Source organism: Spirosoma endophyticum (assembly GCF_900112365.1).
GTDB classification, from domain to species: Bacteria; Bacteroidota; Bacteroidia; order Cytophagales; family Spirosomataceae; genus Spirosoma; species Spirosoma endophyticum.
In genome coordinates this window covers 723,314-749,319 of record NZ_FOLQ01000001.1, presented here as the reverse complement: position 1 = coordinate 749,319, position 26,006 = coordinate 723,314, and the positions used below count along the sequence as shown (strand labels likewise).

The following is a 26,006-nucleotide window of genomic DNA, read 5'->3' as shown; positions in this document are numbered from 1 at the left end:
AATAGGTTTTTTTACAAAGTTTGCTGTAATTGTACAACTATTTTTACGTTATCCTCTCATATACTTGCGGAATCCTCCCATACTTGATCATTATGAAACAGGCAGGAAAAAGCGTCACGAACGAAGCCGTTAGTGCCTGGGGAAACCAGTTGGACACCCTGGTAGAGAATAAGTTGACACTCAGTCATGATGAGGCCGAACTACACTTGTATGAGACGTTTCAACAGGCCACGCTGATTCAGTTGCGCTTTAACTCGCCCGTGATGACGAGTATGCTGAGTGGTCGGAAAGTGATGCATCTCAATAGCATGGACCCTTTCGATTACCAGCCTGGTGAATCGCTTCTGTTGCCGTCGGACCGGCTCATGCAGATTGATTTTCCCGATGCCACGACCAACGATCCGACCCGCTGTCTGGCGCTGACGATCTCGCACGACTTTATTCGCGAAACCGTCGCTGAACTCAATGATCAGGTGCCGCGCGTTGAAAGCAGCGACCAATGGCAATTAGATACGGAGAATTACCTGTTGCAGAACGACACGGAAATCAGTTCGCTGATCGATAAGTTGATGCGTCTATTCCGCGAGAACAATCCGTTTAAGCCATTCTTTATCAAAAATACCCTACGTGAACTCATTGTCCGGCTGTCACAAACGCAGGTGCGGCACGGCTTGCTTGGGCAAACGAGCCAGCACATCAGCACGAATCGGCTGGCCTACGTAGTGGCGTATATCCGGGAGAATCTAACCCGTGCGCTCTCGGTCGAGGAACTGAGCGACAAGGCCTGTCTGTCTAAATCACACTTCTTCCGGCTCTTCAAGAGCGAGCTGGGTGTTTCCCCGGCGCAGTTTATATTAACCGAACGTATCAAACTGGCCAAAGCCGTTTTGAGCAATCCGGCCAAAACGATTACAGATGCCTGCTACGAATCCGGATTCAATAGCCTGACGCATTTTAGCAATGCCTTCCGCTCAGTGGAGCATATCTGTCCCCGTCAGTTCAAGCGGCAGCTTTTCGGACTGAATTGACGTTTACGGTTCTTGGTCTACGGTGTTCGGGTGGCCAGATTCAGGGCTACTCACCCAGGCTTTTTTGATAACTGCGTTCGGTAGAAAAATTTGAAGAGGAGAGAGCCCCGGTGTTATGCTGGGGCTTTTTAAATGCTTTTTTTGTATGAATCCTGGAAGGACAAAACGATTCGATGGCTATATTTAAAGCTGCCTTACTAATAACTGACCAATCTTCACTATACTACGTTTCTAAGCCCATTGACATCCGTCGCAAGGGCGAACCATCTTTTTTATGATTCATTTCTATTCCCCTCGAATTGCCATTACTTTATCATTCGTCTATAGGTCCATAACGGTTTTACTTTTACTCATTAGTTCGTTACTTGTATGTGCCACCTCCACTAGCGCCCAGACGATCCGCTACGTCTCCACGACGGGTTCGAATGTTGATCCAACTACTGCCAACAGTTGGTCAGCCAGTACGGCCAATCTTCAGGGTGCTATTAATTCGCTCTCGGCCACAGGCGGAGAGGTATGGGTAGCAGCCGGTACGTATAAACCTACCACCAGCACAGATCGTACAATCAGCTTCTCACTAAAAAATGGGGTGACCATTTACGGAGGTTTCCCTGCCAGCGGCAATCCTGGCCTGTCTGAGCGCAGTCCTGCCAGTTTCACCACGACTCTTTCGGGTGACATCGGCGTAGTTGGCAGTACTGATGACAATAGTTATCACGTCATTTATAATCCAGCCTCGCTGAGCCTAGGCTCCACGGCCGTATTGGATGGCTTTGTGGTTACAGCAGGCAATAGTTATACTGCCGATAATAGCAACATTAATACTAAAGGCGCAGGCATGTACAACGATGGCAGCAGTGGAAGCAGCTGTAGCCCCACCATAATTAACACTAGATTCACCTCGAATACTGCTTCCTATGGTTCAGGAATGTACAATAATGCCTCAAACGTTGGGATAAGCAGTCCAACTGTAATTAATTGTAGTTTTGATAATAACACGAGTGCAGGAGGGGCAATATGCAATGACGGAGGAGGGATTGCAAGTATAGGTATCAGCAATCCGGAATTGACTAACTGTAGCTTCAGTAACAATTTTACTAGGGGGCTAGGTGAGGGTTCTGGTGGGGGAATATTTAATATTAGAAGTAACCCCAAGTTAGTAAATTGTAGTTTTATCTCTAATGTTGTAGGGGCTCTGGGGATGGGGTTGGGTGGAGGAATCTATAATTTCGAAGGTAGTCCTTTACTCGTTAATTGCAGGTTCGTTAATAATTTAGCTGTTTGGTATGGTGGAGGGATTTATTCTAGTGGAACTAACAGCAACCCCATGCTAATCAACTGTAATTTTGTTGGTAATAAGGCGGTTGTAGGGACTGGTGGCGCAGTCAATAATTACGGTAGCAATATAAAATTTGTCAACTGTAGCTTTAGTAATAATACCGCTGATACTGGTGGTGGAGCAATCCAGAGTAGTGGTATTACCCAGCTGACTAACTGCATTTTATGGGACAATGGGGGCGATAATACCTTTAATGGCACTGGCCTTACAGTTAGTTATTCGCTGCTGGAGCCTACAGTAAGCGGTTTTATTGATGGTAGCCACAACCTCACTACAACGACCTCTCCTTTCATTTCTGACGCCGACCTGCGACTCCAAGCCGGTTCACTCGCCATCAATGCGGGAAGTACTGTAGCCTACTCAGCCTCTAGCGGGCCTGCCACAGATGCGGGCGGGAACGTTCGAATTCAGGGGCTGATTGATATGGGTGCCTATGAATCGAGTTTCGTGCCCGATCTGATCCCAATACTTTATACCCAACCCTCAACGCAATATGGGACAACCAATTTCACTATGGTTATGGATGTTTTCGAACTCAATTCGGTACCCACTCAAGGACTTGTTACGGTGTATATCACCAAAGATCCACTGGTGAGTTTGAGTTTTTACCCAGCTTCAACGACAGTAGGAGGTCATAACGTACAGAACGGAAACTGGACTTTTGATGGAATATCTAATGATAATTTCTATCTGTTGACTACTACGCAGGCGATTGTAGCTAAGGGTAAAAAATCATTCGGCTTAACCGGTATCGCTACGCCCGGTAATTCAAAGGGTAGTTTTACAATCACTACTACCATTGCTAATAGCAATGGAGAAGAAGTTAAAGCTATGAACAATACCGATGCCGATAAGATTGATTATTTTAAGCAGTAAGGATGACACAAAGCGCTTGTAAAGCGAAGTGGAATTTTAAATAGAATTAGTATTTGTATCCTTTAAGCATTGACTATCATAGGTTTATAGTTGAACCGTAGTTATGACAACAAAATCATCATTAAAAGCTGCCTTTACAGCGCCCACGCTGGAGTTCATGCGCGAACTCGTCCAAAATAATAATCGTGAGTGGTTTCATACGAACCGTCCTCGCTACGACGCGGCCAAAGCCGAACTCTGTGGTGTAGTTGAGCGGGTACTGGCGAGTATGAGTGCCTTTGAACCCCTGGCCAATACGTCCGTAAAAGACTGCATATTCCGCATCAACCGCGACATTCGTTTCTCGAAAGAAAAGTCGCCTTATAAATCTAATTTGGCATTTGCCATTGGTCCCGGCGGGCGGCACTCGGGCCGCATTGATTACTACGTCCATATCCAGCCGGGCAATCAGTCATTCCTGGGCGCGGGCATGTGGCAACCGACACCGGCTAACCTGGCTAAATACCGGCAGGAGGTCGATTACAATGTTGAGGAACTAAAGAACATTATCGAAGCTGATGAATTTAAGGCATATTTTCCCGAAGCATCGGGTGAAGTAATGAAAACGTCGCCTAAAGGTTACCCGATTGACCATCCTGAAATTGATTTACTACGTCGGAAAGAACTGTTTTTCCTGCATCGATACACAGATAAGGACGTACTGAAGCCCAACTTTGCCGATGAAATCGTGCGTGGTTGCCGGATCATTAAGCCCTACTGCGATTTACTGAATTATCTGTTTTTCGATGAGAAAGAAGAACCGGTAACGTTGTAGAACAGGCATAGAAAAGCCGCTCCGATTTTCGGAGCGGCTTTTCTATATTCTTTAACTAGTATTTATTCAACCGCGATCATTGAAACAGCTTTAGCTTCGAGTCGGCTTTCGCCCATCAGGTAACAGTCGGCGGCACGGGCAGCTTCACGGCCTTCCGAAATAGCCCATACAACCAGCGACTGACCACGGCGCATGTCGCCCGCAGCAAATACTTTTGGATTCGTTGTTGTCTGGTAGTTCGTTGCTTTCACATTACCACGTTCGTCATACTCCAGACCAAGATCATCGAGCAGGCCGTTGTGTTGTGGATGCAGAAAACCAGCCGCTAACAGCGCCAGTTCGCAGGGAACGTCGCGTTCAGAACCGGGTAATTCCACCATGTTCATGCGACCGTTTTCATTTTTCCAGGTCAGGTCTACGAGACGTAGTGCTTTCAGATTTCCGTTTTCGTCGCCGATGAACGCCTTGGTGTTGATAGACCATTGCCGCTCGCAGCCTTCCTCGTGTGAAGTACTGGTTCGAAGCATCATGGGCCAGTTAGGCCAGGGCGTATTAGCGGCCCGATCTTTAGGAGGCATCGGCATCAGCTCAATCTGCGTGACGCTTTTGGCTCCGTGCCGGTTCGACGTTCCTACGCAATCGGAACCCGTGTCACCACCGCCAATGACAAACACATTCTTACCCGTTGCCATTAGCTCGCCGTCACCATAGGGTTTGCCCTGATGATCAACTTCTACGGGCAAGCTGGCATTTCGTTTGTTCTGTTGGCTAAGAAACTCCATCGCCGGGTAAATACCTTTCAGGTCACGGCCAGGAATTGGCAGGTCACGCGGAACTGTGGAGCCACCTGTGAGCATTACCAGATCAAATTGATCCAGCAAGTCATTTGCTTTCAGGTCTACACCAACATTAACGCCCGTTTTGAATGTAACACCTTCGGCTTCCAATACGGCTAACCGACGATCGATTGTCCACTTTTCGAGCTTAAAATCGGGGATGCCGTACCGTAGCAAACCGCCAATCTGGTCGGCCCGTTCGAAAAGCGTTACGGTATGACCGGCCTTATTGAGCTGGGCTGCGGCTGCCAGTCCGGCCGGACCAGAACCAACCACGGCTACTTGTTTCCCGGTTCGATCTTTCGGTGGTTTAGCCGTTACGTATCCTTGTTCAAATGCAACTTCGGCGATTGATTTTTCGATGAATTCGATGGCAACGGGCGGCTTATTAATGCCTAGCACACAGGATGCTTCGCAGGGCGCGGGGCAAATACGGCCCGTAAACTCCGGAAAGTTGTTGGTGCTGGCCAGAATTTCGTAGGCATAGGCCCAGTTCTGTTCATAAACCGCATCATTGAACTCAGGAATAATGTTTCCAAGTGGGCAACCGCTGTGGCAGAAGGGCGTACCACAGTCCATACAACGGGCTGCCTGCCGTTTGGAGTCCTCCTCCGAAAACGGCATCTCGATTTCCTTGTAATCATGAATCCGCTGTTGCGGGTCGCGCTTTTTGGGTAATTCACGCGTAAATTCTAAAAATCCGGTAGGTTTTCCCATTGTATCTAAATCAGGCGGTCTCCAACGTACGACGAGTTAACACATCTTTATGAGTAAGTGCTTCTATATCGGTTTCGTAGACAATAAAAACAGCAATCGTTTTTCCTAGTGCATCAAAGGCTTCCACATAATATCCGTTCGGCACCCCTGGAGTGGGTGATTCAAGAAATTCTACAGTAGTCACTACATCGCCAGCCCGTAACCCCTCTTCAGGATAATCTTTCAGCAAGGCTACCTGTTTATAAAGTGGTATCTTCATGATTCATCAAGGCGGATATAAAGTGATGAATTTAGTAAATCCTGTTTTCTTTTCCTTCATCCAGATAGTTTTCACCATTAACGAACGGCCATTTGGGCCGACTAGATTTCCTACTATGCTGTATGAATCACCAAAAACAGAATGTCCTCAAATGTTGCCTCACTTGTTTCTACCAGCGTTAACAAATCTTTTTCAAGAATTGACCAATTCGCTAGCTGATAATCGGCCAAACGCAGGTAATTAGACTTGTCATCTCTGGGTAGCGGAACAAGCAGATAATTCGTTGATTTACTTTCTGCGATAAGAAAAGGTGGTTCTAACGTCATTGAATCACCCCTGCGTCACATCTACGGTTATGTCCTGATACACTACGTTCTTGTCGCGAATCTGATCGGCCAGCGAGATGCCCCGCCCGGCGAGTGCCTTACGGAAATCAGCCGGCATTACTTTGACAAAGCTGCCAATCTGTTCGTCCCAGTTCTGAATCAGGGAAAGTGCTACGTTGCTGGTGGTATATTGGAAATGTTTCTCAACGTACTCCCGAATAATGCCCTGATCTTCGTCATTCAGGCTTTCCAGACTGACCATTTCCGGGTTTACTTTTGCGGCAAACGTCCCATCCTGATCGAATACATAGGCTACACCGCCCGACATGCCAGCTGCGAAATTGTAACCCGTCTTTCCTAGAATAACAACCAGTCCACCGGTCATGTATTCCAGCCCATGATCACCAATACCTTCTACCACGACCTTCGCACCCGAGTTACGAACGCAGAACCGCTCCCCAGCCATACCCCGAATGAAGGCTTCACCTGAGGTGGCACCATAGAAGGATACGTTCCCGACAATGCTGTTTTCTTCCGGTTTGAACTGAGCCACCCGGTCAGGATACACAATCAATTGCGCTCCGCAAAGACCTTTACCAAAGTAGTCGTTGGCGTCACCTTCAAGCTCAAGTTTAATACCGCTTGTGCTGAAGGCACCGAAACTCTGGCCTGCTGTACCCCGGAGTTTGATGTGAATCGTACTATCGGGTAAACCCGGTCCACCATACACCTTCGAGATTTCGTTGGACAACATCGTGCCGATACTCCGGTCAATGTTTTGCACCGTAAATTCAGCGTAAACCGACTCACTTGAACCAAGCGTCGTGCCATCCAGTACGGGCTGGGCTACTTTGATCAGTTTACGATCAAGTACGTCATCCAGATAGTGATTCTGCTCTTCCTGCTTATACAGCGCTACGTCGAGATTGGTTGGCTCTTTGTAAAGCAGCGCGTTAAGGTTAAGCTTCTTGTATTTCCAGTGCGGCAGATTTTCGCGAAGTTCGAGCATCTGCGCCTGACCGACCATCTCGTTGATCGTACGGAAGCCCAGCTCAGCCATGATCTCGCGGAGTTCCATCGCCAGGAAGGTGAACATGTTCACTACGTGTTCGGGCTTACCCGTAAATAACGCACGCAGTTCTTTGTTCTGGGTGGCAACACCGACCGGGCAAGTGTTCAGGTGACACTTCCGCATCATGATACAACCGGCGGCTACCAGTGCGGCCGTAGCGACACCAAATTCTTCGGCACCTAATAGCGCGGCAATAGCCAGGTCACGACCTGTACGCATCTGCCCGTCGGCTTGCAACGTAACGCGGCCACGAAGTTTATTTTTAACCAACGTTTGATGGGCTTCGGCCAGACCTAATTCCCATGGCAGACCCGCGTGACGAATCGACGAGAGGGGAGAGGCTCCCGTTCCGCCATCATGACCAGAAATCAGGATATGATCGGCGTGTGCTTTGGCAACTCCGGTCGCAATCGTACCAACCCCGGCTTCTGAAACAAGTTTGACGCTGATACGAGCTGCCCGGTTCGCATTTTTGAGGTCAGAAATAAGCTGGGCCAAATCCTCAATCGAGTAGATGTCGTGGTGGGGCGGGGGCGAAATAAGACCCACGCCGGGCGTCGAGTGACGCGTCCGACCAATCCAGTCATCGACCTTGAAGCCGGGTAACTGGCCACCTTCACCAGGTTTGGCACCCTGCGCCATCTTGATTTGCAGCTCACGGGCATTGGTCAGATAGTAACTCGTTACGCCAAACCGGCCCGAGGCTACCTGCTTAATGCTTGAGTTCATGCTGTCGCCATTCTCAAGGGGCTTATAGCGCAGTTCATCTTCGCCACCTTCACCCGAGTTGCTTTTCCCACCAATGCGGTTCATGGCAATGGCTAACGTCGTGTGGGCTTCCCAGGAAATCGAACCAAACGACATCGCACCCGTAGCAAAGCGTTTGAAAATACTTTCGATGGATTCAACTTCGTCTAACGGGACAGATGCTCCTTTCTTGAATTTCATCACACCCCGTAGTGTAATGGCATTCTGTGTTTGATCGTCAATTAGTTTGGTGTACTTCTTGAAGATCGAGTAATCGTTCTTTTGTGTCGACTGTTGTAGCAGGTGAATGGTATCGGGATTGAAAATGTGCTTTTCGCCCCGTTGTTTCCACTGATAAATACCGCCAACTTCCAGACGTGGTGCCAAGACAGGCATAGCTGGGAAAGCAACGGCGTGACGAACCAGAATCTCGCGGGCAATTTCGTCCAGCCCCATCCCACCAATACGCGATACCGTGCCTGTAAAATACCGGCTTACTACGTCCTCGTTCAGGCCAAGGCACTCGAAAATCATGGCACCCTGATACGACTGCAAAGTTGAAATGCCCATCTTGGAGAAGATCTTGAGCAGTTCGCCATTAACGGCCTTTACATAGTTTTTGAACAGTTTGTCGAGGTCATAATCAACCTGTAGCAAACCCCTGCTCTTCATGTTGGCAATCGTCTCGAACGCCATGTAGGGATTCACGCCCGATGCGCCATACCCAATAAGTGTAGCCACATGGTGCGTTTCCCAAACATCGCCCGCTTCAACCACAAGCCCGACTTTACCACGCAATCCCTGACGAATCAGGTAGTGGTGAATAGCGGACGTTGACAGTAATGATGGAATAGGCGCGTGGCTGGAATCAATGGCCCGGTCTGACAGCACAAGAATGGAATAGCCATCCTGAATAGCATCCTCGGCATAGCGGCAAATCCGGTCGAGGGCCCGTTCGAGTGACTGCCCTTTTCCGTCAGCCGTAAAGAGACAGTTGATCGTTTTAGCCTGGAACTTCGGTTTGTCAATAAAGCGGAGTTTGTCAAACTCCTGCGTCGTTAGTACCGGCTGCTCCAGTTCAACCTGGCGGCAATGTTCCGGCGATTCACTGAGCAGGTTATACGTTGCGCCGACAAACGAGATAAGCGACATGATAGCCCGCTCCCGGATCGAATCGATGGGCGGGTTAGTCACTTGCGCAAACAACTGTTTGAAGTAATGGCTCATGTGCTGGCTCTGCTCAGAAAGTATAGCCAGTGGAATGTCGATACCCATCGAACCAAGCGCTTCTTTACCCGTTTCGACCATGGGCGCCAGAATCATACGCAGGTCTTCGGACGTTAAGCCGAACGCCTGTTGCATCCGCATTAATTTAGCGGGATCGTAGGGGTTATAGGATCGAATCGGTGCTTCTAAATCCTGAATCTTAATTTTGTTCTCGGAAAGCCAATCCTGATAAGGTTGCCGGGCGCAGATCTCCGCTTTGATTTCTTCATCGGAGACAATACGTCCCTGTTCCATGTCGACCAGGAACATTTTGCCAGGTTGCAGGCGGCCTTTCGAAACGACTGTGGCCGGATCAATGTCCAGCACACCCACCTCCGAAGCCATAATAACGATGTCTTCATTAGTTACCCAGAAACGCGACGGGCGCAGACCATTCCGGTCAAGTGTAGCGCCAACAATACGTCCATCTGTAAACGAAATAGACGCCGGGCCATCCCAGGGCTCGATCAGGGCTGCGTGGAACTCATAAAACGCCTTCCGAACGGGGTCCATATGATCATTGCCATCCCAGGCTTCAGGAACGAGCATCATCATGACATGCGGCAATGACCGCCCGCTCATGACCAGCAATTCAATGGCATTGTCGAGATTGGCGGAGTCGGACTGGCGCTGATCGCAAATGGGAAGCAGCATGTCCATTTCTTCTTTCGTAAACTTCGACGATTCGAGCAGACCTTCGGCCGCTTTCATCCAGTTTACGTTACCACGTACCGTATTGATTTCACCATTATGGGCAATGTAACGGAACGGTTGCGCCAGTTTCCAGGATGGGAACGTATTGGTTGAGAAGCGCGAGTGCACAACGCCAAGGGCAGAAACAACCGCATCGTTCTGAAGGTCAGGAAAGTAAGGCTCCAGTTGCAGCGTCGTTAACTGTCCTTTATACGTAATGGTACGGCAGGAAAGCGACGAGAAATAGAACGTATCGACGCCCGCAATGGTCTCGTTGATAACGCGGGTGCTGGAGTTACGCAGAATGTAAAGTTTACGCTCAAAGTCTTCAGCATTGGTAACGTCGGCCGGGCGTTTGATAAACACCTGCTCCATTTGCGGCTCCGCCGAGCGCGAGCCGTTGCCTAGATCACTGTTGTTGACCGGTACTACACGATAGCAAAGCAATTCCAGCCCGAGTTTCTTCATCTTTCGATTCAGAACGGCCCGGCATTCTTCGCGCAGCCATACATCTTTTGGAAAGTAAACCATCCCCACGCCATATTCAAACGCGGGTGGCAGATGAACACCCAGTTTACGGGTTTCGTCTATGAAAAACTCGTGTGGAATCTGAATGAGTAATCCCGCTCCGTCGCCGGAGTTAGGCTCAGAGCCAACGGCGCCCCGGTGTTCCATCCGCCGAAGCATCTGGAGCGCATCCGAAACGATTTGATGGGATTTGCGACCTTTAATATGGGCCACGAAGCCAATGCCGCAATTGTCGTGTTCAAACTCGGGGCGGTAGAGACCCGCCAATTGGTCAACCTGATCAGACATGGTCGTAACAGTGTTGGATAAGGCCACTTGTTTTTTTGGTCTTCTTTTGAAAGAATTACAATAAACAGGGGCGATTATTGAGAAAATCTAAATTAAAGAGTAGTCCAGCGTGTAAATGTATCGGAAGATAGCAACTGAACTGACGAGCGTTTGTGACAAAGTCATGCAATATACTAACAAAAAAATTCGGCAAAAACAGCTTTTGTCAGAATTTAATAGGTAACGGTATCAATTGTGAATTTGATTATAATTCTTCTTGAAAAATACCAATTTGAAAGTAAGAGTTGGCCTGTTTAAGCCTAAAAAACGAGAATAATATGGTTAAATTTATAGTGCCAGGGGCGAAATACTGAGTATTTACTGAATGATTGACTTCTATTCACTGACTATTTTTCCTGCTTCATCACTCAACTCAGATCAGGATAAACATAACCCGTTGTGATTGTGCGACATCGATCATGTGTTATAGAAAAAAGTATCATAAAAAAAGCCGCTCAATTGAGCGGCTTTGGCGTTTTGTGATCCGGCTGGGATTCGAACCCAGGACCCATACATTAAAAGTGTATTGCTCTACCAGCTGAGCTACCAGATCATTTTCCCATTCTGCAAACGGGTCGTTGTCGTTTGGGAATGCAAAAGTAGGGGTTTGATTTTATAAGCGCAAGGATAAGCTTAAAAAAAAGTTAATTCTTGTGTCAGCTTGATGGCTTCGACTGCCTCGCGGACGTCATGCACACGTAGTATCGAAGCCCCTTTTGTGAGCGCAATTGTGTTGAGAACAGTTGTGCCATTTAAGGCTTTATTGGCGCTGATGGCCAATGTTTTCCAGATGGTTGCCTTGCGAGAAATACCCACCAGCAACGGTTCATCAAATAGTCTAAAAGTCTCCAGGTGATTCAGTAAGTCAAAATTTTGTGAAATTGTCTTGGCAAAGCCAAAGCCAGGGTCCAGAATAATATCTTTTTGACCCAAAGACCGTAGTGTGGCAACCCGTACGGCTAGCTCATCAATTACTTCGGTTGTAACGTTTGTGTACTTGGCCAGCGACTGCATGGTCTGAGGTGTGCCGCGCATGTGCATGAGTATATAAGGAACACCAAGTGCAGCGGCTGTTTCGAACATGGCCGGGTCGAGGGTGCCACCCGCTACGTCGTTAATGATGGCTGCTCCTGCTTCAACCGCCTGGTGTGCCACCGATGCCCGAAAGGTATCAATCGAAATCAGCGCGTCAGGAAAGTTTGTTAAGATAGCTTCGATGACGGGTAAAACCCGGTCAGCTTCTTCGGTTGGGGAGACTTCGGCAGCACCCGGTCGGGTCGAATAACCACCAATATCCAAAAACGTGGCACCGTCGCGGATCATTCGTTGGGCAACGTCTACAGCTGCGGTCGAGATGCTATTTTCAACCAAAAGTCGGCTACCAGCGAAGAACGAATCGGGCGTTACGTTCAGAATACCCATCACGGCGGGTGTGGTCAAATCAACCAGCCGTCCCCGGCAGTTCAACGTTTTTTTCGTAACTTTCGGCATAAAAAAAGTCAATTGTCATTAGTCGATAGTCACGGTCCGACGTTGCGGTCAGTAGTTTGTTTCTGTGGTTTGCTATTGACTTATGGCTGTTGACTGTCGACTATGAGCAATACTGAGACCGAATATCGGCAGGTTATCCAACGCTGCAAAGATTTATTCCTGAAAAAAAATAAAGATTATGGGACTGCCTGGCGGATTTTGCGCTTGCCAAGCATCACGGATCAAATTTTCATTAAAGCCCAACGCATCCGTACTTTGCAGGAAACGGGGATTAATAAAGTAGGAGAGGGTATCGAACCAGAATTTGTTGGTATCATTAATTACTGCGTTATGGCGCTGATTCAGTTGCAGTTGACCGGAGACGCACGGACTGATATTCCCACCGATGAACTCGAACAGTTATACGATGCACAGATTGGGCAGGTAATTGATTTGCTCTTTGCCAAGAACCATGACTATGGTGAAGCCTGGCGTGAGATGCGTGTGAGTTCCATGACCGATATTATCCTGATGAAGTTATTGCGCACAAAACAAATCGAAGATAATCGGGGCAATACATTAGTCTCAGAAGGCGTTGAGGCCAATTATATGGACATGATCAATTACGCTGTTTTTTGTTTGATTAAACTGACCCTTAATTAGACAGGATTAACAGGATTGACAGGTTGATAACTGAAATTAGTTATCAACCTGTCAATCCTGTTAATCCTGTCAAAAAAATATGAACCCAATTACCACGCAGCCTAAAGTTAAGACGGGCACGCCCCCGATGCTCATTGCCGCTCGTATCGCCCGGATTCTGGTCGGGGTTGTTTTTATTTTTTCGGGCCTGATCAAACTGAATGACCCGGTTGGGACACAGATTAAGTTTGAGGAATATTTTGAAGTCTTTGCGCAGGACTTGCCGTTTGTGCACAATTTCTTTATGGCATTAGTGCCGTTTACCCTAATTATGTCGGTGCTGTTTTGTGCCGCTGAGATTATCCTGGGTGTAGCTTTGTTGGCTTCGTACAAGCCTAAAGTGACGGTCTGGCTGTTGTTTTTTCTTATTACGTTCTTTACGTTTCTGACCTTTTATTCAGCCTATTTCGATCGGGTAACAGATTGCGGCTGTTTCGGCGATGCGATTAAACTTAAACCGTGGACCTCATTCGGGAAGGATGTCGTCCTGACCGTCCTGATTTTATTTATCATCGGCCATCGTAACCGGCTACGTTCCCGCAACACGGGTTGGTTAGTTAACCTGACAATTATACTGACGCTGGCGCTGGGAATCTACGCCGTTCAATTTTTGCCTCCGCTCGATTTGCTGCCCTACGCAGTTGGTAAAAATATCCCTTCCGAAATGAAACCGTCGGAGCCACTGCGCTACAGGTACATCATGGAGAAGGATGGTAAAAAGACTGAATTCGAGCAGTATCCGACGGATTCGACCTATAAGTTCAAGGAAATGGTATTGGTGAATCCAAGTGCTAAACCCAAAATTACGGACTATCGCGTCTGGAATGATGAAAGTGATTTTACCCAGCAGACGTTCGAAGGCAATAAACTCTTCATTATCGTAAAAAACACAAAAGATATCGATGCTGGTACGTTACCCGCAATTCGATCATTGGTAGAAGGCTTGCAGGGTTCGAACGTAGCACCTTATATCCTCACATCGACCAGCGACGCTGAGATAGAAGCTTTTCGGAAAGAGTTTCAATTAATAAACGTCCCTTATTACAAAGCCGATGCTACCGTTCTGAAAACAATCATGCGCTCAAATCCAGGTACCTGGCTGATGAAAAACGGTACTGTGTTGGGTAAATGGCATTACAATAGAACGCCCGAGGCTACAGAGGTAATAGAAAGAGTAAAATGATCGAAAGAGTGAAAGGCTGAAAGAGGTTAAAAATATAGCCGGGTGGCTTTGCGCTCTTTCAGCCTTTCACTCTTTCGCTCTTTAAGCATGAAAAACATCTTCCTTATTGGCATGCCTTCGTCGGGAAAAAGTACGCTGGGGAAGCGTATTGCAGACGCCTTGCAATGTCGTTTCGTCGATACCGATAAACTTATCATTCGCGAAGAAGGTCGCTCCATTGCCGAGATTTTTGCTCAATCGGGTGAAGCTTATTTTCGTGAGTCTGAACGACGCGTACTACGTACCATCCGGCCCGGTGCTGGTCTGGTTGTTTCTACGGGTGGAGGAATGCCCTGTTTCCACGAAAATATGGAGTATATCAACGCTACGGGTGTATCCGTATTTCTGGACGTACCGGTTGACATTCTGGTTCGTCGTATGCTGTCCCATGCACAGGAAGATCGACCACTTCACAGTCCTAATGATCCTGATTTACTAAAGAACTTAACGCAGCGCTACGTCACTCGTTTGCCAATTTACAGTCAGGCTAACATCATTATTTCGGGTGAAGCAACTGAAAATGACGTGTTGAATAAGCTGGGGGAATGGTTATAAAAGCAAAAAGGCGGCCTCAAGGTCGCCTTTTTGCAATCTATTTAATAGGGGCGATTTAGAAAAATGCCCCTACCGATAAGGTAAAGTTGGCGTATTTGTTTGTTAACGCGGCTGAGGCATAATCACTTGAATTATTCAGGTAGTAAGGGGTATAGGACGTTTTGGTTGTGTAGAAAACACCTGCCAGATCGGCAAAGAAGCGGTCGTTACGCACCCCCAATCCAGCCGAATACATGAGCGTATTGCGATCGCCGTTGCGGGCGAGTAAGTCGAATGTCGATTTATACGCACTCGGCAAATAAGCTCCGCCCACGCGTGCCCGGAAAATGCCACTTCTAAACTCGCCCCCTACGCGGAAATTAACCGTGTTCTGATAAATACTCTTTACATAACTGGTCTGATCCTGCTTGAATGCCTGATTATCACCGCCAGCTGTATAATAGTTTGTATTAACCCGCATGCCGCCATAATTAACATATTCTGCTGTGGCCGTCAGGAATCCACTTTTCCCCAAAAAATAAGTGACACCACCCGACAGCCGTAGGGGCGTAGAAATGGAGAAATTGAAGTCATTCGGCGCGACCGGAATTGTTTTTAAGTCGGGTATGAAATTTACCGGATTTCCGTTGTTGTCGAGTCGTGGGATAGCAATAGGATCAATGGTCAGCGACTGATCAGTTGTTTCCTGATACGATCGGGTTGTCCAGGTGGGAGAAATAATAGTTACCCCCAGCTGAATGCTTTTATCTATTTTATAGATTGCTCCTACAGACAGATTGATACCATTACCCGTTACAGAGTAATCGTTATTTTCCTGAATACCCCGAAATACCCGGCCACCAATATACTGCTCATTGATGACGCTGGTATAGTTGTATTTCGTGTGCGAAAGAGCAAGCGTGCCACCGATGTAAAACTTGTCTTTAAAATTGCTGGCTATTGATACCCCCCACTGCGATACGGCGCCACTAGATGAGAAACTGGCACGTTGGTTAACGGGAACACCATCATCATAGCGGAAATAGCTTAACGTATCCTGTGGATATGGATTAATCAAATAATGCTGATACGCAGCTGCGGTAAGTCCACCAACTGTGTAGCCATCAGAATACGTAGTAGGATAGGCTATATTAGCTCCGCTATCGTATTGGCTATTCAAATTAGCCCCACTCGTTCCGTTTGCATTTTCGATATACGAATCAACTACTGAGCTACGGTTGTTTTGGCCTTGCGCTACAAACTCATTCCCCAGACTGGCCTGCCGCGAATAGCTGATTGCCCAAACCGTTCGGCGCGGACCCCGACTAGAGGTATTATTAGGCATTCCTGCAAAAACAGCCGTTGCCGAACCAACAAATGGAAACGATTTTGACGTATTGGTTGTCTGGCCTAAATAATTGGTGCTATTGTTTAGCATCCTTAGTGATGGGCTGATGCTTATCTCAGACCGGTTATAAAAACCTAATCCGGCCGCATTGCCCCAGGCATTGCTGGCATCGCCACCTAAGGCTGCATGATTACCACCCAGACCCTGAAAGCGAGCCGTACCCGTAACAGGCTGTTCCGAATACCGGAAGGCGTCGCCTGAATAATCCTGCCCGTAAGAAACCGCAGCTGTCAATAGCAATCCCGCGGTTATTCCTATGCATTTGTTCATTTTGTAAAATGGTAAAAGGTGCGCTTTGTCGGTAAGACAATCTTTTTTCGCAGGCGTTTAATAGTTCCTGTGAGTAAAACGAAAAATCCCGTCGATTGGCTAACCGACGGGATTTATTTTTAGGGAAAAACTATATTTCGATTAGCGTGGACCGCGACCGCCACCACTGGAGTGACCCCCGCCACCACCGCCTGAGAAACCACCGCCACCTGAGCTCGGTGCACTAAAGCTACGGCTTGGTGGGCTGTAGCTCGGCTGCGATTGCTGGAAACTACGACTTGGCTGTTGGTAGCTCGGCTGTTGGTAACTTTGCTGCGACTGCTGGTAACCACTCCGCCCATTACTATACCCATTTGTAGACGGCGTATAGCTTTGTGTGCTCTGCCGGGGACGGGCGTAGTAATCGCTGTTCGAACCTCGGCTGCTATTGTAGGAGGGTGCGGTTGTGTTAGCCGTATTGGCGCTTGAACGACCGCCATTGCCACTTGTACCATTATCGTAATAATACGTACCGCTGTTGTTAGAACGGGGGGCTGCGTAGTAGCCGTTGTTGCTGCCGCTTCTTGAATTAACAGCTGCATTGTTCGAACTACCTGGTGCATAGGCACCCGCACGACCGTTGCCACTATTGTTATTCGTCGAACGGGGTGTATTTACGAAATCTCCGTTATAACCACTCCTTGATGCCGAATAGCTACTACGAGCTGCTGCACCGTTAGTAAAGCGAGGGCCAGACGTACGGTTGCTGCGATACGGATCGGCACCCACTACGTAGCCATTATTAACGTACCCAGGGCTTCCATAATAACCACCACCGTAGTAACTGCTATAGAATGGGTTGTAGAGTCCGCCGTAACCACCATACCCACCGAACGCGTAGGAACTATAGAACGGATCATATCCATACGGCGAATAGAATGGACTATACCCAAACGCACTACCGTAGCCGTAAGGCGAGTTGAACGGAGAATAAAAGGGATTGCCGAAGCCGATGTTAAATCCGCTTCCGTAACCACCATAGCCGCCCATCATGCCTAAGCCTAAACCAAGGCCCATTCCATTATAGAAGCCGGTGTTATTGAAGCCCCAGCGATTCCAGCTATACGCAGACGTCGATGCGGCATTGTAGCCATTAACGAAGCCAGAGTTATAGCTGTTGTCGTTCCAGCCCGGATCGGGAGATAATCCCCGGTTCAGTTTGCGGGTACTTAACTCCGAATAGTACTCATCGGTGTTGGACGTACCATTGGCTGCGTATTGCTGATCATCGACATAATCGGGATTGGCATTACGTAGCGCTCGTTGTTGTTGACGTTGCTGACGCGGAGACAGAGACGAATAATCAGACGAGTTGCTGGCATACAAGGCAGAGTTACCATTGTTACCATACAAATCATCCATTTCGCCAGTGTTCTGGGCCGTCTGACGGCTGGATGTACAACTCCAGAACCCCATCAGCGCAGCCAGAGAAAGATAGCTATATAGGCGTTGCGTTTTCATTTGGCAAGGGAATTAAAGTAGTAAAAACTCATATTGAGCGTCCTTTCAATCTATAACACGGGATCGATCGGTTTGATTACAAAAATAGCATAAAAACCTATCTTTGCAAGTTCTCTTATGTTAGATTCATATTTGTTCTCAAAGGTTTAATCTGTTCTTAAAAAAAGTTAATTATAGTCGTCAGTGGGTAGTCAGGAACTTCTAGATAATACGTTACAACTCCGTTACTCTTGACTATCCGCTGCCGACTATAATTGACGACTTACTTACGCATGGCAAAAGCGATTCCGTCCCGTAGTGAAAACTACTCCGAGTGGTATAATGAGTTAATTAAACGAGCCGATCTGGCCGAAAATTCTGCGGTACGGGGCTGTATGGTCATCAAACCTTACGGCTTCTCGATCTGGGAAAAAATGCAGCGGGCACTGGACGATATGTTCAAGGAAACGGGGCATAGTAACGCCTATTTCCCGCTGTTTATCCCCAAGTCATTCCTAAGCAAAGAAGCCTCACACGTGGCTGGTTTTGCTAAAGAATGTGCCGTAGTGACGCACTACCGGCTGAAAAATGCCGAAGATGGTTCGGGCATCATTGTTGATCCAGACGCAAAACTGGAAGAAGAACTGATCGTGCGGCCAACATCGGAAACGGTTATCTGGAGTACGTATAAAAACTGGATTCAGTCCTACCGGGATCTGCCACTACTTATCAATCAGTGGGCCAACGTAGTGCGCTGGGAAATGCGCACCCGAATTTTTTTGCGCACCACCGAATTCCTCTGGCAGGAAGGCCACACGGCTCACGCTACGTCCGACGAAGCCCAGGCCGAAACTCGTCAGATGCTTGACGTATATGCACAGTTTGCCGAAGAATGGATGGCCGTGCCTGTTATAAAAGGCGCTAAAACCGCAAATGAGCGTTTTGCCGGGGCTGAAGATACGTTGTGCATTGAAGCGATGATGCAGGACGGTAAAGCGCTTCAGGCCGGTACCTCACATTTTCTGGGACAGAATTTTGCGAAGGCGTTTGATGTGCAGTTTCTGAATAAACAGAATCAATTGGACTACGTATGGGGTACATCGTGGGGAGTTTCCACACGATTGATGGGGGCTCTCATCATGGCTCACTCCGACGACGATGGGCTGGTGTTGCCACCGAAACTGGCGCCGATTCAGGTCGTTATCGTACCAATCTATCGCACCGAAGAACAGTTGGATGCGCTTTCGGCGAAGATTAAGCCCTTGGTTCAGGAACTGAAAAAAGCAGGAATCTCTGTAAAATACGATGATTCGGACGCGAATAAACCCGGCTGGAAATTTGCAGAATACGAGCTTCGCGGTGTTCCCGTTCGGCTGGCAATGGGTGGTCGTGATCTGGAAAATGGTACGGTTGAAATTGCCCGTCGTGATCTGAAGACCAAAGAAACCGTGTCCTTCGATGGCTTAACGGAACGTATCAAAAATCTGCTGGATGACATTCAGCAGACGATATACGAGAAGGCAAAGGCATTCCGTCAGGCGAATATGTTCCGGGTCGATACGTTCGAGCAGTTTCAGGAGCAGATCGAAAAAGGCGGCTTCCTGCTAGCTCACTGGGACGGCACCAGCGAAACCGAAGAAGCGATTAAAGAAGCCACAAAAGCTACAATTCGCTGTATCCCGTTTGAACAGGAAGCCGAAGAAGGAGTTTGTATATTCTCCGGCAAACCCTCAACAGGTCGGGTCGTATTCGCTCGGGCCTATTAAAAAAGGCGGCCAACTGGCCGCCTTTTTTAATTTCAGTATTGTCAAAATGCGCTACCTAAGAGACAACTGCTGCTGACGCATGCGTTGCATATACCAGCTATACACGGCGAATGTAACACCAGAGAGGCCAATTAGCCAGACTACGCCCGCCAGACTGGTGTACGACCAGCTCCGTCGGCTAATACCGTCCATCATAGCCATTAGCATCATAAATAACCCAATGGCCATAATAAAGGCGTTTCGCAACGTAGTACGGTACGCTTGTCGTAAGTCATAAGCTCCGTAGGCTTTATTGCGGAACTCAAACACAATGTCGTCCAAACTGGCCTGTTGAAGCTGCTCGTCTGTCATAGCCATATCCGTTTGATACGTATCACGCAAATGCCGGACTGCCTTTATATCAGCTTGTTCCAGAACCGTGCTCAGCGCTTTTTCAAACGGTAGTCCCAGATAGATGTAATATTCTACCTCGCAGGCAATATGATCTAACAGTTCGTCGACCAGGGCGTCATTAGAGCCACTATGAATCAGGTGGTTGTGCAACGTCGCCATTTGTTGCGGGCTGAGTTTTTCCATGATTCTGTATAGGTTTATGGGTTGATTTAAGTAGGGCTCAGTGACCAGTTGCTAAGGTGGCGGGTAGTTGAAGCAAGCCACGCATTGTATCCATAAAGCGTTCAAAATCAGTGACTTTCTGGACAGCCGTTTCGGTACCTTGTGGTGTTAGTGAGTAATATTTACGTAGTCGGCCTTCCACTTCTTCGGTTTCTGTTGTCAATAAACCTTCCTGCTCCAGCTTGTGCAGAATAGGATATAACGCCCCAAACGACAGGACAATTTCGCCCTTCGTTCGTTCTTTAACGGCCTGCGTAATTTCGTAACCATACATCCGGTTTGGCACCGACGTACCTTGTTCGGACAGGAGCTTCAACACAATTGTTTTCAGGGTACCCCGCAGAAATTCATTACCTGATGGTTCCATATCGCATAAAGCCAAGTACGTTGTATAAACTACTGTAATAATATATAAGCTTCTAATACATTCAAAATTTATTTTTCGCTGACGGTAGGAAAAGTTGTTACTTAGTCCAACTTTTTCGACGTAGTAATCCCTCAGAAGGAATTTTATTGCAGGACCTTGATAAACCTGTCTTACGTTTCAAATTACTAAACTATACCTATGAAAACCAGACGTTCATTCCTGCGGGATGCCGGAGTGCTGACTTTAGGCAGCCTGACAATACCCGGCCTTGTGTTGCCACAATTGGCCAACGGCAGCCCACTCTTGCCAGCTGTGGCTGCTCCTCCAATTGGCCTTCAGCTGTTTACACTTTTTAAGCCTATGAGCGACGATCCGAAGGGAACGCTCGAAAAAGTAGCGGCTGTTGGCTACAAAGAAATTGAATCGGCGTTTAGTTTGCGGGGTGGTTATTACGGTTATAAAGCAAAAGAGTTTAAATCATTAGTGGAAGGATTGGGTATGACCTGGCGGGCGCACCATGCTATGGGCGCACCCTTTAAGCCTAGACCAACTCCGCCGAGCAGCACTACGGGGACAACGGGTGGTGGGCAGGCTGGCGCAACTCCACGTCCGTCGATGGATTTTTCCAAAATGCCGCCATTGCTGAGCCTCCGTGACAACTACCAGCAACTTGTCGATGAAGCGGGCGAAGGCGGATTAACGTATCTGGTTTGTGCCAGTACGCCCGTAGCGACGCTTGATGAGATTAAGCAGTCGATCGAGGTATTTCAGAAAACGGGCGAAGCCTGCAAAAAAGCAGGAATCGGCTTTGCGTACCATAATCACGCTACGGAATTTGATCCGGTTGAGGGCGGTAAAACACCGTATGATTTGATCCTGTCCCAGACCGATAAAGACTTGGTCAAAATGGAACTAGATCTGGCCTGGGCCACCAAAGCGGGCAAAGATCCGGTTAAATTATTTGAAGAGCATCCGGGTCGTTTTCCACTCTGGCATACCAAAGACATAAAGGCCGATCTTAAGACGATTACAGAAGTCGGTAATGGCGTCGTGGACTTTAAGAAGGCATTTGCTGCCGCTAAAACAGCGGGTTTAAAATACTTTTTTGTCGAACAGGATTTGGCGGCCCAGCCCATCGAGAGCATCACAACCAGTTATGAAAATTTGAAAAAAATGCTGGCTTAATCTAAATTTAGTAACCAAAATCTTGTATCATATGCCGGTAATACGCTGGATAAAGAGTCAGCAAAATGCCTCATTAATAGCCTTGGAAAATGCTGAATTGTGAACTTTTGACCTTACTAGCTAGTTGGTCAAAAGTTAGCGTGTAGCTCCAACCTTGCCGGAAGTTCCGGTACTTTTACGGCACGTTAGCAAAAAACACGTAGCATTATGGCACAAGCAAAATCTGGCGATACCGTTCAGGTGCATTATACCGGAACCCTGACAGACGGTACAATCTTCGATTCATCGGAAGGCCGCACTCCCCTGGAGTTCACAGTTGGCAGTGGACAGGTTATCAAAGGCTTCGATGAAGGCGTTGCTGGAATGAACCAGGGCGAAAAAAAGACGATCAACATTCCCGTGGAAGACGCTTACGGACCGGCAAATGAAGACATGATTTTCACGCTGAACCGTGAGGATATCCCCAATGATATTCCACTTGAATTGGGCATGACCCTCAATATGCACGAAGACGGCAATCCACGGCCTATTCCGGTTATTGTTCGTGAGCTTACCGATACGAACGTAACACTTGATGCAAACCACCCACTAGCTGGTCAGGATTTGACGTTTGCCATTGAACTCGTGGGCGTGAAATCACCTTCAGGATTGATACTGTAAAAAAAGGAAGAAAGGAGAGGGACGAAAAGGAGAATGTACTATGGTATTAAACCAGGCACTTAACCCCTTTGTCCCTTTCTTTCTCTTATTCTGCTTCCATTTTCAATAAATCGCCCAATTCCCGCAGGGCTGTCTGAATGCCGCGCATATTAGAGCGGGAAACGTAAGACGCCAGAGCAACAGTAATCGCGCCAATGTTGAGAGCAACGACCGGATCGTTCATCCGTTGCAAACTCAGTGTTGCTTCGTCGGTGGCATGCCGAATAATGGCCGACATTTCACTTGCACTTTTAAAGGCGGGGCGAATCGTTCTGGTATAAATATCCTGGCCTCGATTAAGCAGGCTATTCTGATAGGCATTGAGGTCTAATTGCTGCTCAAGGGTTAGTTCCGGCCAGTGCATAACCTGAAATTTATTCAGGGCACGGGCCATATTTGTGTAGCTGTTTGTAATCCCAATAATTTGTTCCGGAGTGAAATCTTCCATAACGGAGTTCAGAGTATAAACATATATACGTGCATCAGTGCTTAACTGTGGCGTTTCAGGTTACGATGCCTTTCTGGCTGATAAGCTTAGTTCCGGCAATTTTTATGTTGACATAATTGGGGTGAAGAGGTCACACTCGTGAATGACCTGGTGGTAAGTGATAATTAAAAAATAGGATACAACTTCTGAAAGTAATATAAGTTACGAAATGTTACAATCTGTCAACTATTGACCGAACGGTAGCAAAAAGATAACCGGAAGAGGTATGCTTTAGTTAACCTGCCCGTTGATTATCCGATACGATCTGTACACGTATCATTCTTAACAAAGTACTAAAAAAGTAAAATTGTGCCTTTCGGCCTGTGTTATTGGCAATAGATTTAGTATTATTATAGTTTCGCCCGATAAAATAAGTAAAACTCAACGCCACAAAATCATGAATTGGGCTGCCTGATCATTTCGTGCATTTTGTCCTACCAGTTCTTATGTCCAACGTTCTGATTCATTTTGCCCATCCCGCTCTGGAAAAGTCAAGAACCAATCGAGTGCTTATTGACGCTGTGCGTGATTTGCCTTCGGTGACGGTAAATGACCTCTACGAACAATATCCAGATTTCGATATTGACATCGACCGCGAGCAGGATTTACTCCTTCGGCATGAGTATATTTTGTTACATCACCCCATGTACTGGTACAGCGCTCCGGCCATTATCAAACAGTGGGAAGACCTGACGCTGGAACATGGGTGGGCGTACGGCAAGGAGGGTAATGCCCTGGTTGGCAAAAAGATGATGAATGTTTTTACATCTGGAGGACCCCAGGAAGCCTATACCGAAACCGGCTTTCATCAGTTCACAGTACGTCAGTTTCTAACACCTTTTGAGCGAACGGCCACGCTCTGCAAAATGATCTATTTACCTCCCTTTGCCGTACATGGAACCCACCGCATGACGGATGAAGAAGTGCTGGCTGCTGCGCTGCAATATCGTACGCTGGTACAACGCCTGACAGCCGATGATATTGACATAACCCTTGCGCAACAATCGGTCTATGCAAACGACTTAATAACCCAACCTTATTCATTATGAGCCATTTAGTATTAGAACAGGCGATTATCTATCTGGCCGCCGGAGTCGTATTCGTGCCTATTGCCAAACGTTTAGGCCTAGGGTCGGTATTAGGTTACCTGATAGCAGGTATGGTGATCGGGCCTGCCGTGTTGGGGCTGATCGGTGAAGAAGGAAAAGGGGTCATGCACGTCGCTGAATTTGGCGTAGTGATTATGCTGTTCCTGGTGGGTCTGGAGCTGGAACCGGAACTGCTCTGGAAACTTCGGGTGCCGGTCGTTGGGCTGGGCGGTTTACAGGTGTTACTCACCTCCCTGGTTGTTGGGGGCGGAGCGATTCTGGTTGGACTGCCGTGGCAGGAAGCGCTGGCAATTGGTATGGTGATGGCTATGTCGTCAACGGCGATTGTCTTGCAAACCATGACCGAAAAAGGGTTGATACAAACGCCTGCCGGCCAATCGACGTTCTCGGTTTTATTATTTCAGGATATCGCCGTTATTCCCATTCTGGCCATCCTGCCCCTGCTGGCTACATTTCCTGTAGAGCATGCTGGCGAGGGCGCTGAATCGGAGTCAATGTTAAGTGGCTTGCCGAGCTGGGTGCAGCCATTGGCGGTCGTTGGTGCCGTACTAATAGTCGTTTTGCTGGGACGGTTCGTCATGCGGCCGGTTTTTCGCACCATTGCCCGTACGGGTTTGCGGGAAGTATTCATTGCCTCCGCTTTTCTCCTGGTTGGCGGAGTTGCCTGGTTAATGGAATCGGTAGGACTCAGTCCGGCGTTGGGTGCTTTTGTGTCGGGCGTTGTATTGGCCAATAGCGAGTATAAACACGAGCTGGAAAGCGATATCAGCCCATTTCGGGGATTGCTGTTAGGCTTATTCTTCATTTCGGTGGGCGCGTCCGTCGATTTTTCATTGATTCTCGATAATCCGTTGTTAATCGTTGGGCTCGTTTTGGGCTTGATGACGATAAAGGCGATTGTGCTGGGCGTGTTGGGTAACCGCTTCAAACTCGCTAAAGATCAGAACCTGATATTCGCATTAGGTCTTTCACAGGTCGGTGAGTTTGCGTTCGTATTGCTTTCATTTACGCAGCAAAACGGCATCCTGAATGATTATACTGCCGGTGTGCTGACCGCGGTGGTCGCCATCAGTATGGCCTTAACGCCCATTCTTTTCCTGCTTACCGAAAAGGTGCTGTTGCCCCGGCTCACCCGAAGCCTACAACCCGAAAAAGAGGCTGATCAAATCGAAGAAAAGAACCCGGTTATTATTGCCGGATTTGATAATTTCAATAATGTCGTTGGTCGTTTTCTGCGCGCCAATGGCGTCGGCACAACCGTACTGGATTTTGATGCTGACCGCGTGGAAATCCTGCGAAAAATCGGGTTGAAGGTGTATTATGGGGATGCATCGCGGTATGATCTGCTTCATTCGGCGGGCGCGCATGAAGCCAAAATCATCGTAATCGCTTTGGAGTCAGCCCACAAATCGCTTGAGCTGGTGAAGACCGTTAAGAAGCATTTCCCGAATCTAACTATTTTCGTACGGGCACACGATCGTGGGGATGCCTACGATTTTCTGGGGGCGGGTGTTGAGCATATTTATCGCGAAACCCTGGATACGTCCCTGCGAACGGGAGTTGATGTCATGCGTTTATTGGGTGGCCGGGCGTATTATGCGGAGCGTTCGGCCCGGTTGTTCCGGCGGCACGACGAAGACGCCTTGCAGGAACAGGCCGGTGTCCGGGGAGATCGCAGTCAGTACTTTGATACAACCCGACGCCGAATCAAAGAACTGGAAGAACTGATACGTTCCGACGAAACCGACCGCTGGCTTCGGGAAGTCGATGAGGGCTGGGATAATGAGTCGCTACGAAAAGAAATGATCAGCCGATAGTTATCGGCTGATCATTTTGGGAATTTAAACAGCGCCAATAGTTGGTAG

At 47.9% G+C, this 26,006-nt stretch carries 20 protein-coding genes, 1 tRNA gene and 1 pseudogene; 11 read left to right on the top strand and 11 right to left on the bottom strand.

What is annotated here, in order from left to right; translation table 11 throughout:
• Positions 1-92: 92 nt before the first annotated feature.
• The 3 genes from BM202_RS02885 (at position 93) to BM202_RS02875 (ending at position 4,057) form a co-directional block, all read left to right on the top strand.
• Positions 93-1,028 carry an AraC family transcriptional regulator gene (locus BM202_RS02885; protein WP_093822944.1) on the top strand — a complete coding sequence of 312 codons (936 nt, stop codon included), beginning with the start codon at positions 93-95 and terminating at the stop codon, positions 1,026-1,028.
• A 274-nt stretch (positions 1,029-1,302) separates the two neighbouring features.
• Positions 1,303-3,243: a right-handed parallel beta-helix repeat-containing protein gene (locus BM202_RS02880; protein WP_093822943.1), complete on the top strand. Its 1,941-nt coding sequence runs from the start codon at positions 1,303-1,305 to the stop codon at positions 3,241-3,243.
• Positions 3,244-3,346: 103 nt separating this feature from the next.
• A complete protein-coding gene (locus tag BM202_RS02875; protein ID WP_093822942.1) occupies positions 3,347-4,057 on the top strand; it encodes a DUF2461 domain-containing protein in 711 nt (236 codons plus the stop codon).
• A gap of 62 nt (positions 4,058-4,119) precedes the next feature.
• Here the strand turns inward: BM202_RS02875 and BM202_RS02870 are convergent, their stop codons facing one another.
• From BM202_RS02870 to folP, 6 genes and pseudogenes are all read right to left on the bottom strand, one after another.
• A complete protein-coding gene (locus tag BM202_RS02870) occupies positions 4,120-5,610 on the bottom strand; it encodes a glutamate synthase subunit beta (RefSeq protein WP_093822941.1) in 1,491 nt (496 codons plus the stop codon).
• A gap of 10 nt (positions 5,611-5,620) precedes the next feature.
• Positions 5,621-5,869: a DUF4926 domain-containing protein gene (locus BM202_RS02865; RefSeq protein ID WP_093822940.1), complete on the bottom strand. Its 249-nt coding sequence runs from the start codon at positions 5,867-5,869 to the stop codon at positions 5,621-5,623.
• 6 nt (positions 5,870-5,875) lie between these two features.
• A pseudogene (locus BM202_RS39000) lies at positions 5,876-5,998 on the bottom strand (DUF6883 domain-containing protein); the annotation flags it as partial.
• Positions 5,999-6,199: 201 nt separating this feature from the next.
• Entirely contained in the window at positions 6,200-10,789 is a 4,590-nt protein-coding gene (gene gltB, locus BM202_RS02855; protein ID WP_093822939.1) for a glutamate synthase large subunit, read from the bottom strand.
• Positions 10,790-11,308: 519 nt separating this feature from the next.
• Positions 11,309-11,381: transfer RNA gene (locus BM202_RS02850), tRNA-Lys, on the bottom strand.
• An 80-nt stretch (positions 11,382-11,461) separates the two neighbouring features.
• Positions 11,462-12,319, bottom strand: coding sequence for a dihydropteroate synthase (folP, locus tag BM202_RS02845; protein WP_093822938.1), 858 nt, complete (start codon positions 12,317-12,319; stop codon positions 11,462-11,464).
• A 102-nt stretch (positions 12,320-12,421) separates the two neighbouring features.
• Here folP and BM202_RS02840 point away from each other — a divergent pair, with 102 nt between their 5' ends.
• The 3 genes from BM202_RS02840 to BM202_RS02830 all read left to right on the top strand — a co-directional run bounded on the left by BM202_RS02840 (position 12,422) and on the right by BM202_RS02830 (position 14,777).
• Positions 12,422-12,961, top strand: coding sequence for a DUF1599 domain-containing protein (locus BM202_RS02840; protein WP_093822937.1), 540 nt, complete (start codon positions 12,422-12,424; stop codon positions 12,959-12,961).
• Between the two features lie 79 nt (positions 12,962-13,040).
• Positions 13,041-14,183 (top strand): BT_3928 family protein, encoded by a 1,143-nt coding sequence (locus BM202_RS02835; protein WP_093822936.1) that lies wholly within the window; start codon positions 13,041-13,043, stop codon positions 14,181-14,183.
• An 87-nt stretch (positions 14,184-14,270) separates the two neighbouring features.
• A complete protein-coding gene (locus BM202_RS02830) occupies positions 14,271-14,777 on the top strand; it encodes a shikimate kinase (RefSeq protein ID WP_093822935.1) in 507 nt (168 codons plus the stop codon).
• 55 nt (positions 14,778-14,832) lie between these two features.
• Here BM202_RS02830 and BM202_RS02825 read toward each other — a convergent pair whose 3' ends face one another.
• Both BM202_RS02825 and BM202_RS02820 read right to left on the bottom strand, forming a co-directional pair.
• The gene (locus tag BM202_RS02825) at positions 14,833-16,434 is read right to left on the bottom strand and encodes a hypothetical protein (RefSeq protein WP_093822934.1); all 1,602 of its coding nucleotides are present in this window, start codon (positions 16,432-16,434) and stop codon (positions 14,833-14,835) included.
• Positions 16,435-16,575: 141 nt separating this feature from the next.
• Positions 16,576-17,934, bottom strand: coding sequence for a hypothetical protein (locus BM202_RS02820; RefSeq protein WP_093822933.1), 1,359 nt, complete (start codon positions 17,932-17,934; stop codon positions 16,576-16,578).
• A gap of 272 nt (positions 17,935-18,206) precedes the next feature.
• Here BM202_RS02820 and proS point away from each other — a divergent pair, with 272 nt between their 5' ends.
• On the top strand, positions 18,207-19,679 hold the full coding sequence (gene proS / locus BM202_RS02815) for a proline--tRNA ligase (RefSeq protein WP_093822932.1): 1,473 nt from the start codon (positions 18,207-18,209) through the stop codon (positions 19,677-19,679).
• Between the two features lie 51 nt (positions 19,680-19,730).
• Here the strand turns inward: proS and BM202_RS02810 are convergent, their stop codons facing one another.
• Both BM202_RS02810 and BM202_RS02805 read right to left on the bottom strand, forming a co-directional pair.
• Positions 19,731-20,255 (bottom strand): hypothetical protein, encoded by a 525-nt coding sequence (locus BM202_RS02810; RefSeq protein WP_093822931.1) that lies wholly within the window; start codon positions 20,253-20,255, stop codon positions 19,731-19,733.
• A 37-nt stretch (positions 20,256-20,292) separates the two neighbouring features.
• Complete coding sequence (locus BM202_RS02805) at positions 20,293-20,661, bottom strand: PadR family transcriptional regulator (protein WP_093822930.1); 369 nt, start codon at positions 20,659-20,661, stop codon at positions 20,293-20,295.
• Positions 20,662-20,859: 198 nt separating this feature from the next.
• Between BM202_RS02805 and BM202_RS02800 the strand changes: the two genes are divergently transcribed.
• On the top strand, positions 20,860-21,846 hold the full coding sequence (locus tag BM202_RS02800) for a sugar phosphate isomerase/epimerase family protein (protein ID WP_093822929.1): 987 nt from the start codon (positions 20,860-20,862) through the stop codon (positions 21,844-21,846).
• A 207-nt stretch (positions 21,847-22,053) separates the two neighbouring features.
• A complete protein-coding gene (locus tag BM202_RS02795; RefSeq protein ID WP_093822928.1) occupies positions 22,054-22,506 on the top strand; it encodes an FKBP-type peptidyl-prolyl cis-trans isomerase in 453 nt (150 codons plus the stop codon).
• Positions 22,507-22,591: 85 nt separating this feature from the next.
• Here BM202_RS02795 and BM202_RS02790 read toward each other — a convergent pair whose 3' ends face one another.
• The gene (locus tag BM202_RS02790; protein ID WP_093822927.1) at positions 22,592-22,993 is read right to left on the bottom strand and encodes a hypothetical protein; all 402 of its coding nucleotides are present in this window, start codon (positions 22,991-22,993) and stop codon (positions 22,592-22,594) included.
• Between the two features lie 485 nt (positions 22,994-23,478).
• Here BM202_RS02790 and BM202_RS02785 point away from each other — a divergent pair, with 485 nt between their 5' ends.
• Together BM202_RS02785 and BM202_RS02780 are read left to right on the top strand one after the other, a co-directional pair.
• Positions 23,479-24,081 (top strand): NAD(P)H-dependent oxidoreductase, encoded by a 603-nt coding sequence (locus tag BM202_RS02785; RefSeq protein WP_093822926.1) that lies wholly within the window; start codon positions 23,479-23,481, stop codon positions 24,079-24,081.
• Positions 24,078-25,958 carry a monovalent cation:proton antiporter-2 (CPA2) family protein gene (locus tag BM202_RS02780; protein ID WP_093822925.1) on the top strand — a complete coding sequence of 627 codons (1,881 nt, stop codon included), beginning with the start codon at positions 24,078-24,080 and terminating at the stop codon, positions 25,956-25,958. Before BM202_RS02785 ends, BM202_RS02780 begins: the two co-directional genes overlap by 4 nt.
• Positions 25,959-26,006: the final 48 nt, after the last annotated feature.

Bases quoted from the DNA above. Each gene is read 5' to 3' on its own strand.
- BM202_RS02805 (WP_093822930.1), bottom strand. From the start codon at position 20,661: ATGGAACCATCAGGTAATGAATTTCTGCGGGGTACCCTGAAAACAATT.
- BM202_RS02810 (WP_093822931.1), bottom strand. From the start codon at position 20,255: ATGGAAAAACTCAGCCCGCAACAAATGGCGACGTTGCACAACCACCTG.
- BM202_RS02865 (WP_093822940.1), bottom strand. From the start codon at position 5,869: ATGAAGATACCACTTTATAAACAGGTAGCCTTGCTGAAAGATTATCCT.
- BM202_RS02835 (WP_093822936.1), top strand. From the start codon at position 13,041: ATGAACCCAATTACCACGCAGCCTAAAGTTAAGACGGGCACGCCCCCG.
- BM202_RS02825 (WP_093822934.1), bottom strand. From the start codon at position 16,434: ATGAACAAATGCATAGGAATAACCGCGGGATTGCTATTGACAGCTGCG.
- BM202_RS02820 (WP_093822933.1), bottom strand. From the start codon at position 17,934: ATGAAAACGCAACGCCTATATAGCTATCTTTCTCTGGCTGCGCTGATG.
- BM202_RS02840 (WP_093822937.1), top strand. From the start codon at position 12,422: ATGAGCAATACTGAGACCGAATATCGGCAGGTTATCCAACGCTGCAAA.
- BM202_RS02795 (WP_093822928.1), top strand. From the start codon at position 22,054: ATGGCACAAGCAAAATCTGGCGATACCGTTCAGGTGCATTATACCGGA.
- BM202_RS02785 (WP_093822926.1), top strand. From the start codon at position 23,479: ATGTCCAACGTTCTGATTCATTTTGCCCATCCCGCTCTGGAAAAGTCA.
- proS (WP_093822932.1), top strand. From the start codon at position 18,207: ATGGCAAAAGCGATTCCGTCCCGTAGTGAAAACTACTCCGAGTGGTAT.
- BM202_RS02880 (WP_093822943.1), top strand. From the start codon at position 1,303: ATGATTCATTTCTATTCCCCTCGAATTGCCATTACTTTATCATTCGTC.
- folP (WP_093822938.1), bottom strand. From the start codon at position 12,319: ATGCCGAAAGTTACGAAAAAAACGTTGAACTGCCGGGGACGGCTGGTT.
- gltB (WP_093822939.1), bottom strand. From the start codon at position 10,789: ATGTCTGATCAGGTTGACCAATTGGCGGGTCTCTACCGCCCCGAGTTT.
- BM202_RS02800 (WP_093822929.1), top strand. From the start codon at position 20,860: ATGAAAACCAGACGTTCATTCCTGCGGGATGCCGGAGTGCTGACTTTA.
- BM202_RS02780 (WP_093822925.1), top strand. From the start codon at position 24,078: ATGAGCCATTTAGTATTAGAACAGGCGATTATCTATCTGGCCGCCGGA.
- BM202_RS02830 (WP_093822935.1), top strand. From the start codon at position 14,271: ATGAAAAACATCTTCCTTATTGGCATGCCTTCGTCGGGAAAAAGTACG.
- BM202_RS02870 (WP_093822941.1), bottom strand. From the start codon at position 5,610: ATGGGAAAACCTACCGGATTTTTAGAATTTACGCGTGAATTACCCAAA.
- BM202_RS02790 (WP_093822927.1), bottom strand. From the start codon at position 22,993: ATGGAAGATTTCACTCCGGAACAAATTATTGGGATTACAAACAGCTAC.
- BM202_RS02875 (WP_093822942.1), top strand. From the start codon at position 3,347: ATGACAACAAAATCATCATTAAAAGCTGCCTTTACAGCGCCCACGCTG.
- BM202_RS02885 (WP_093822944.1), top strand. From the start codon at position 93: ATGAAACAGGCAGGAAAAAGCGTCACGAACGAAGCCGTTAGTGCCTGG.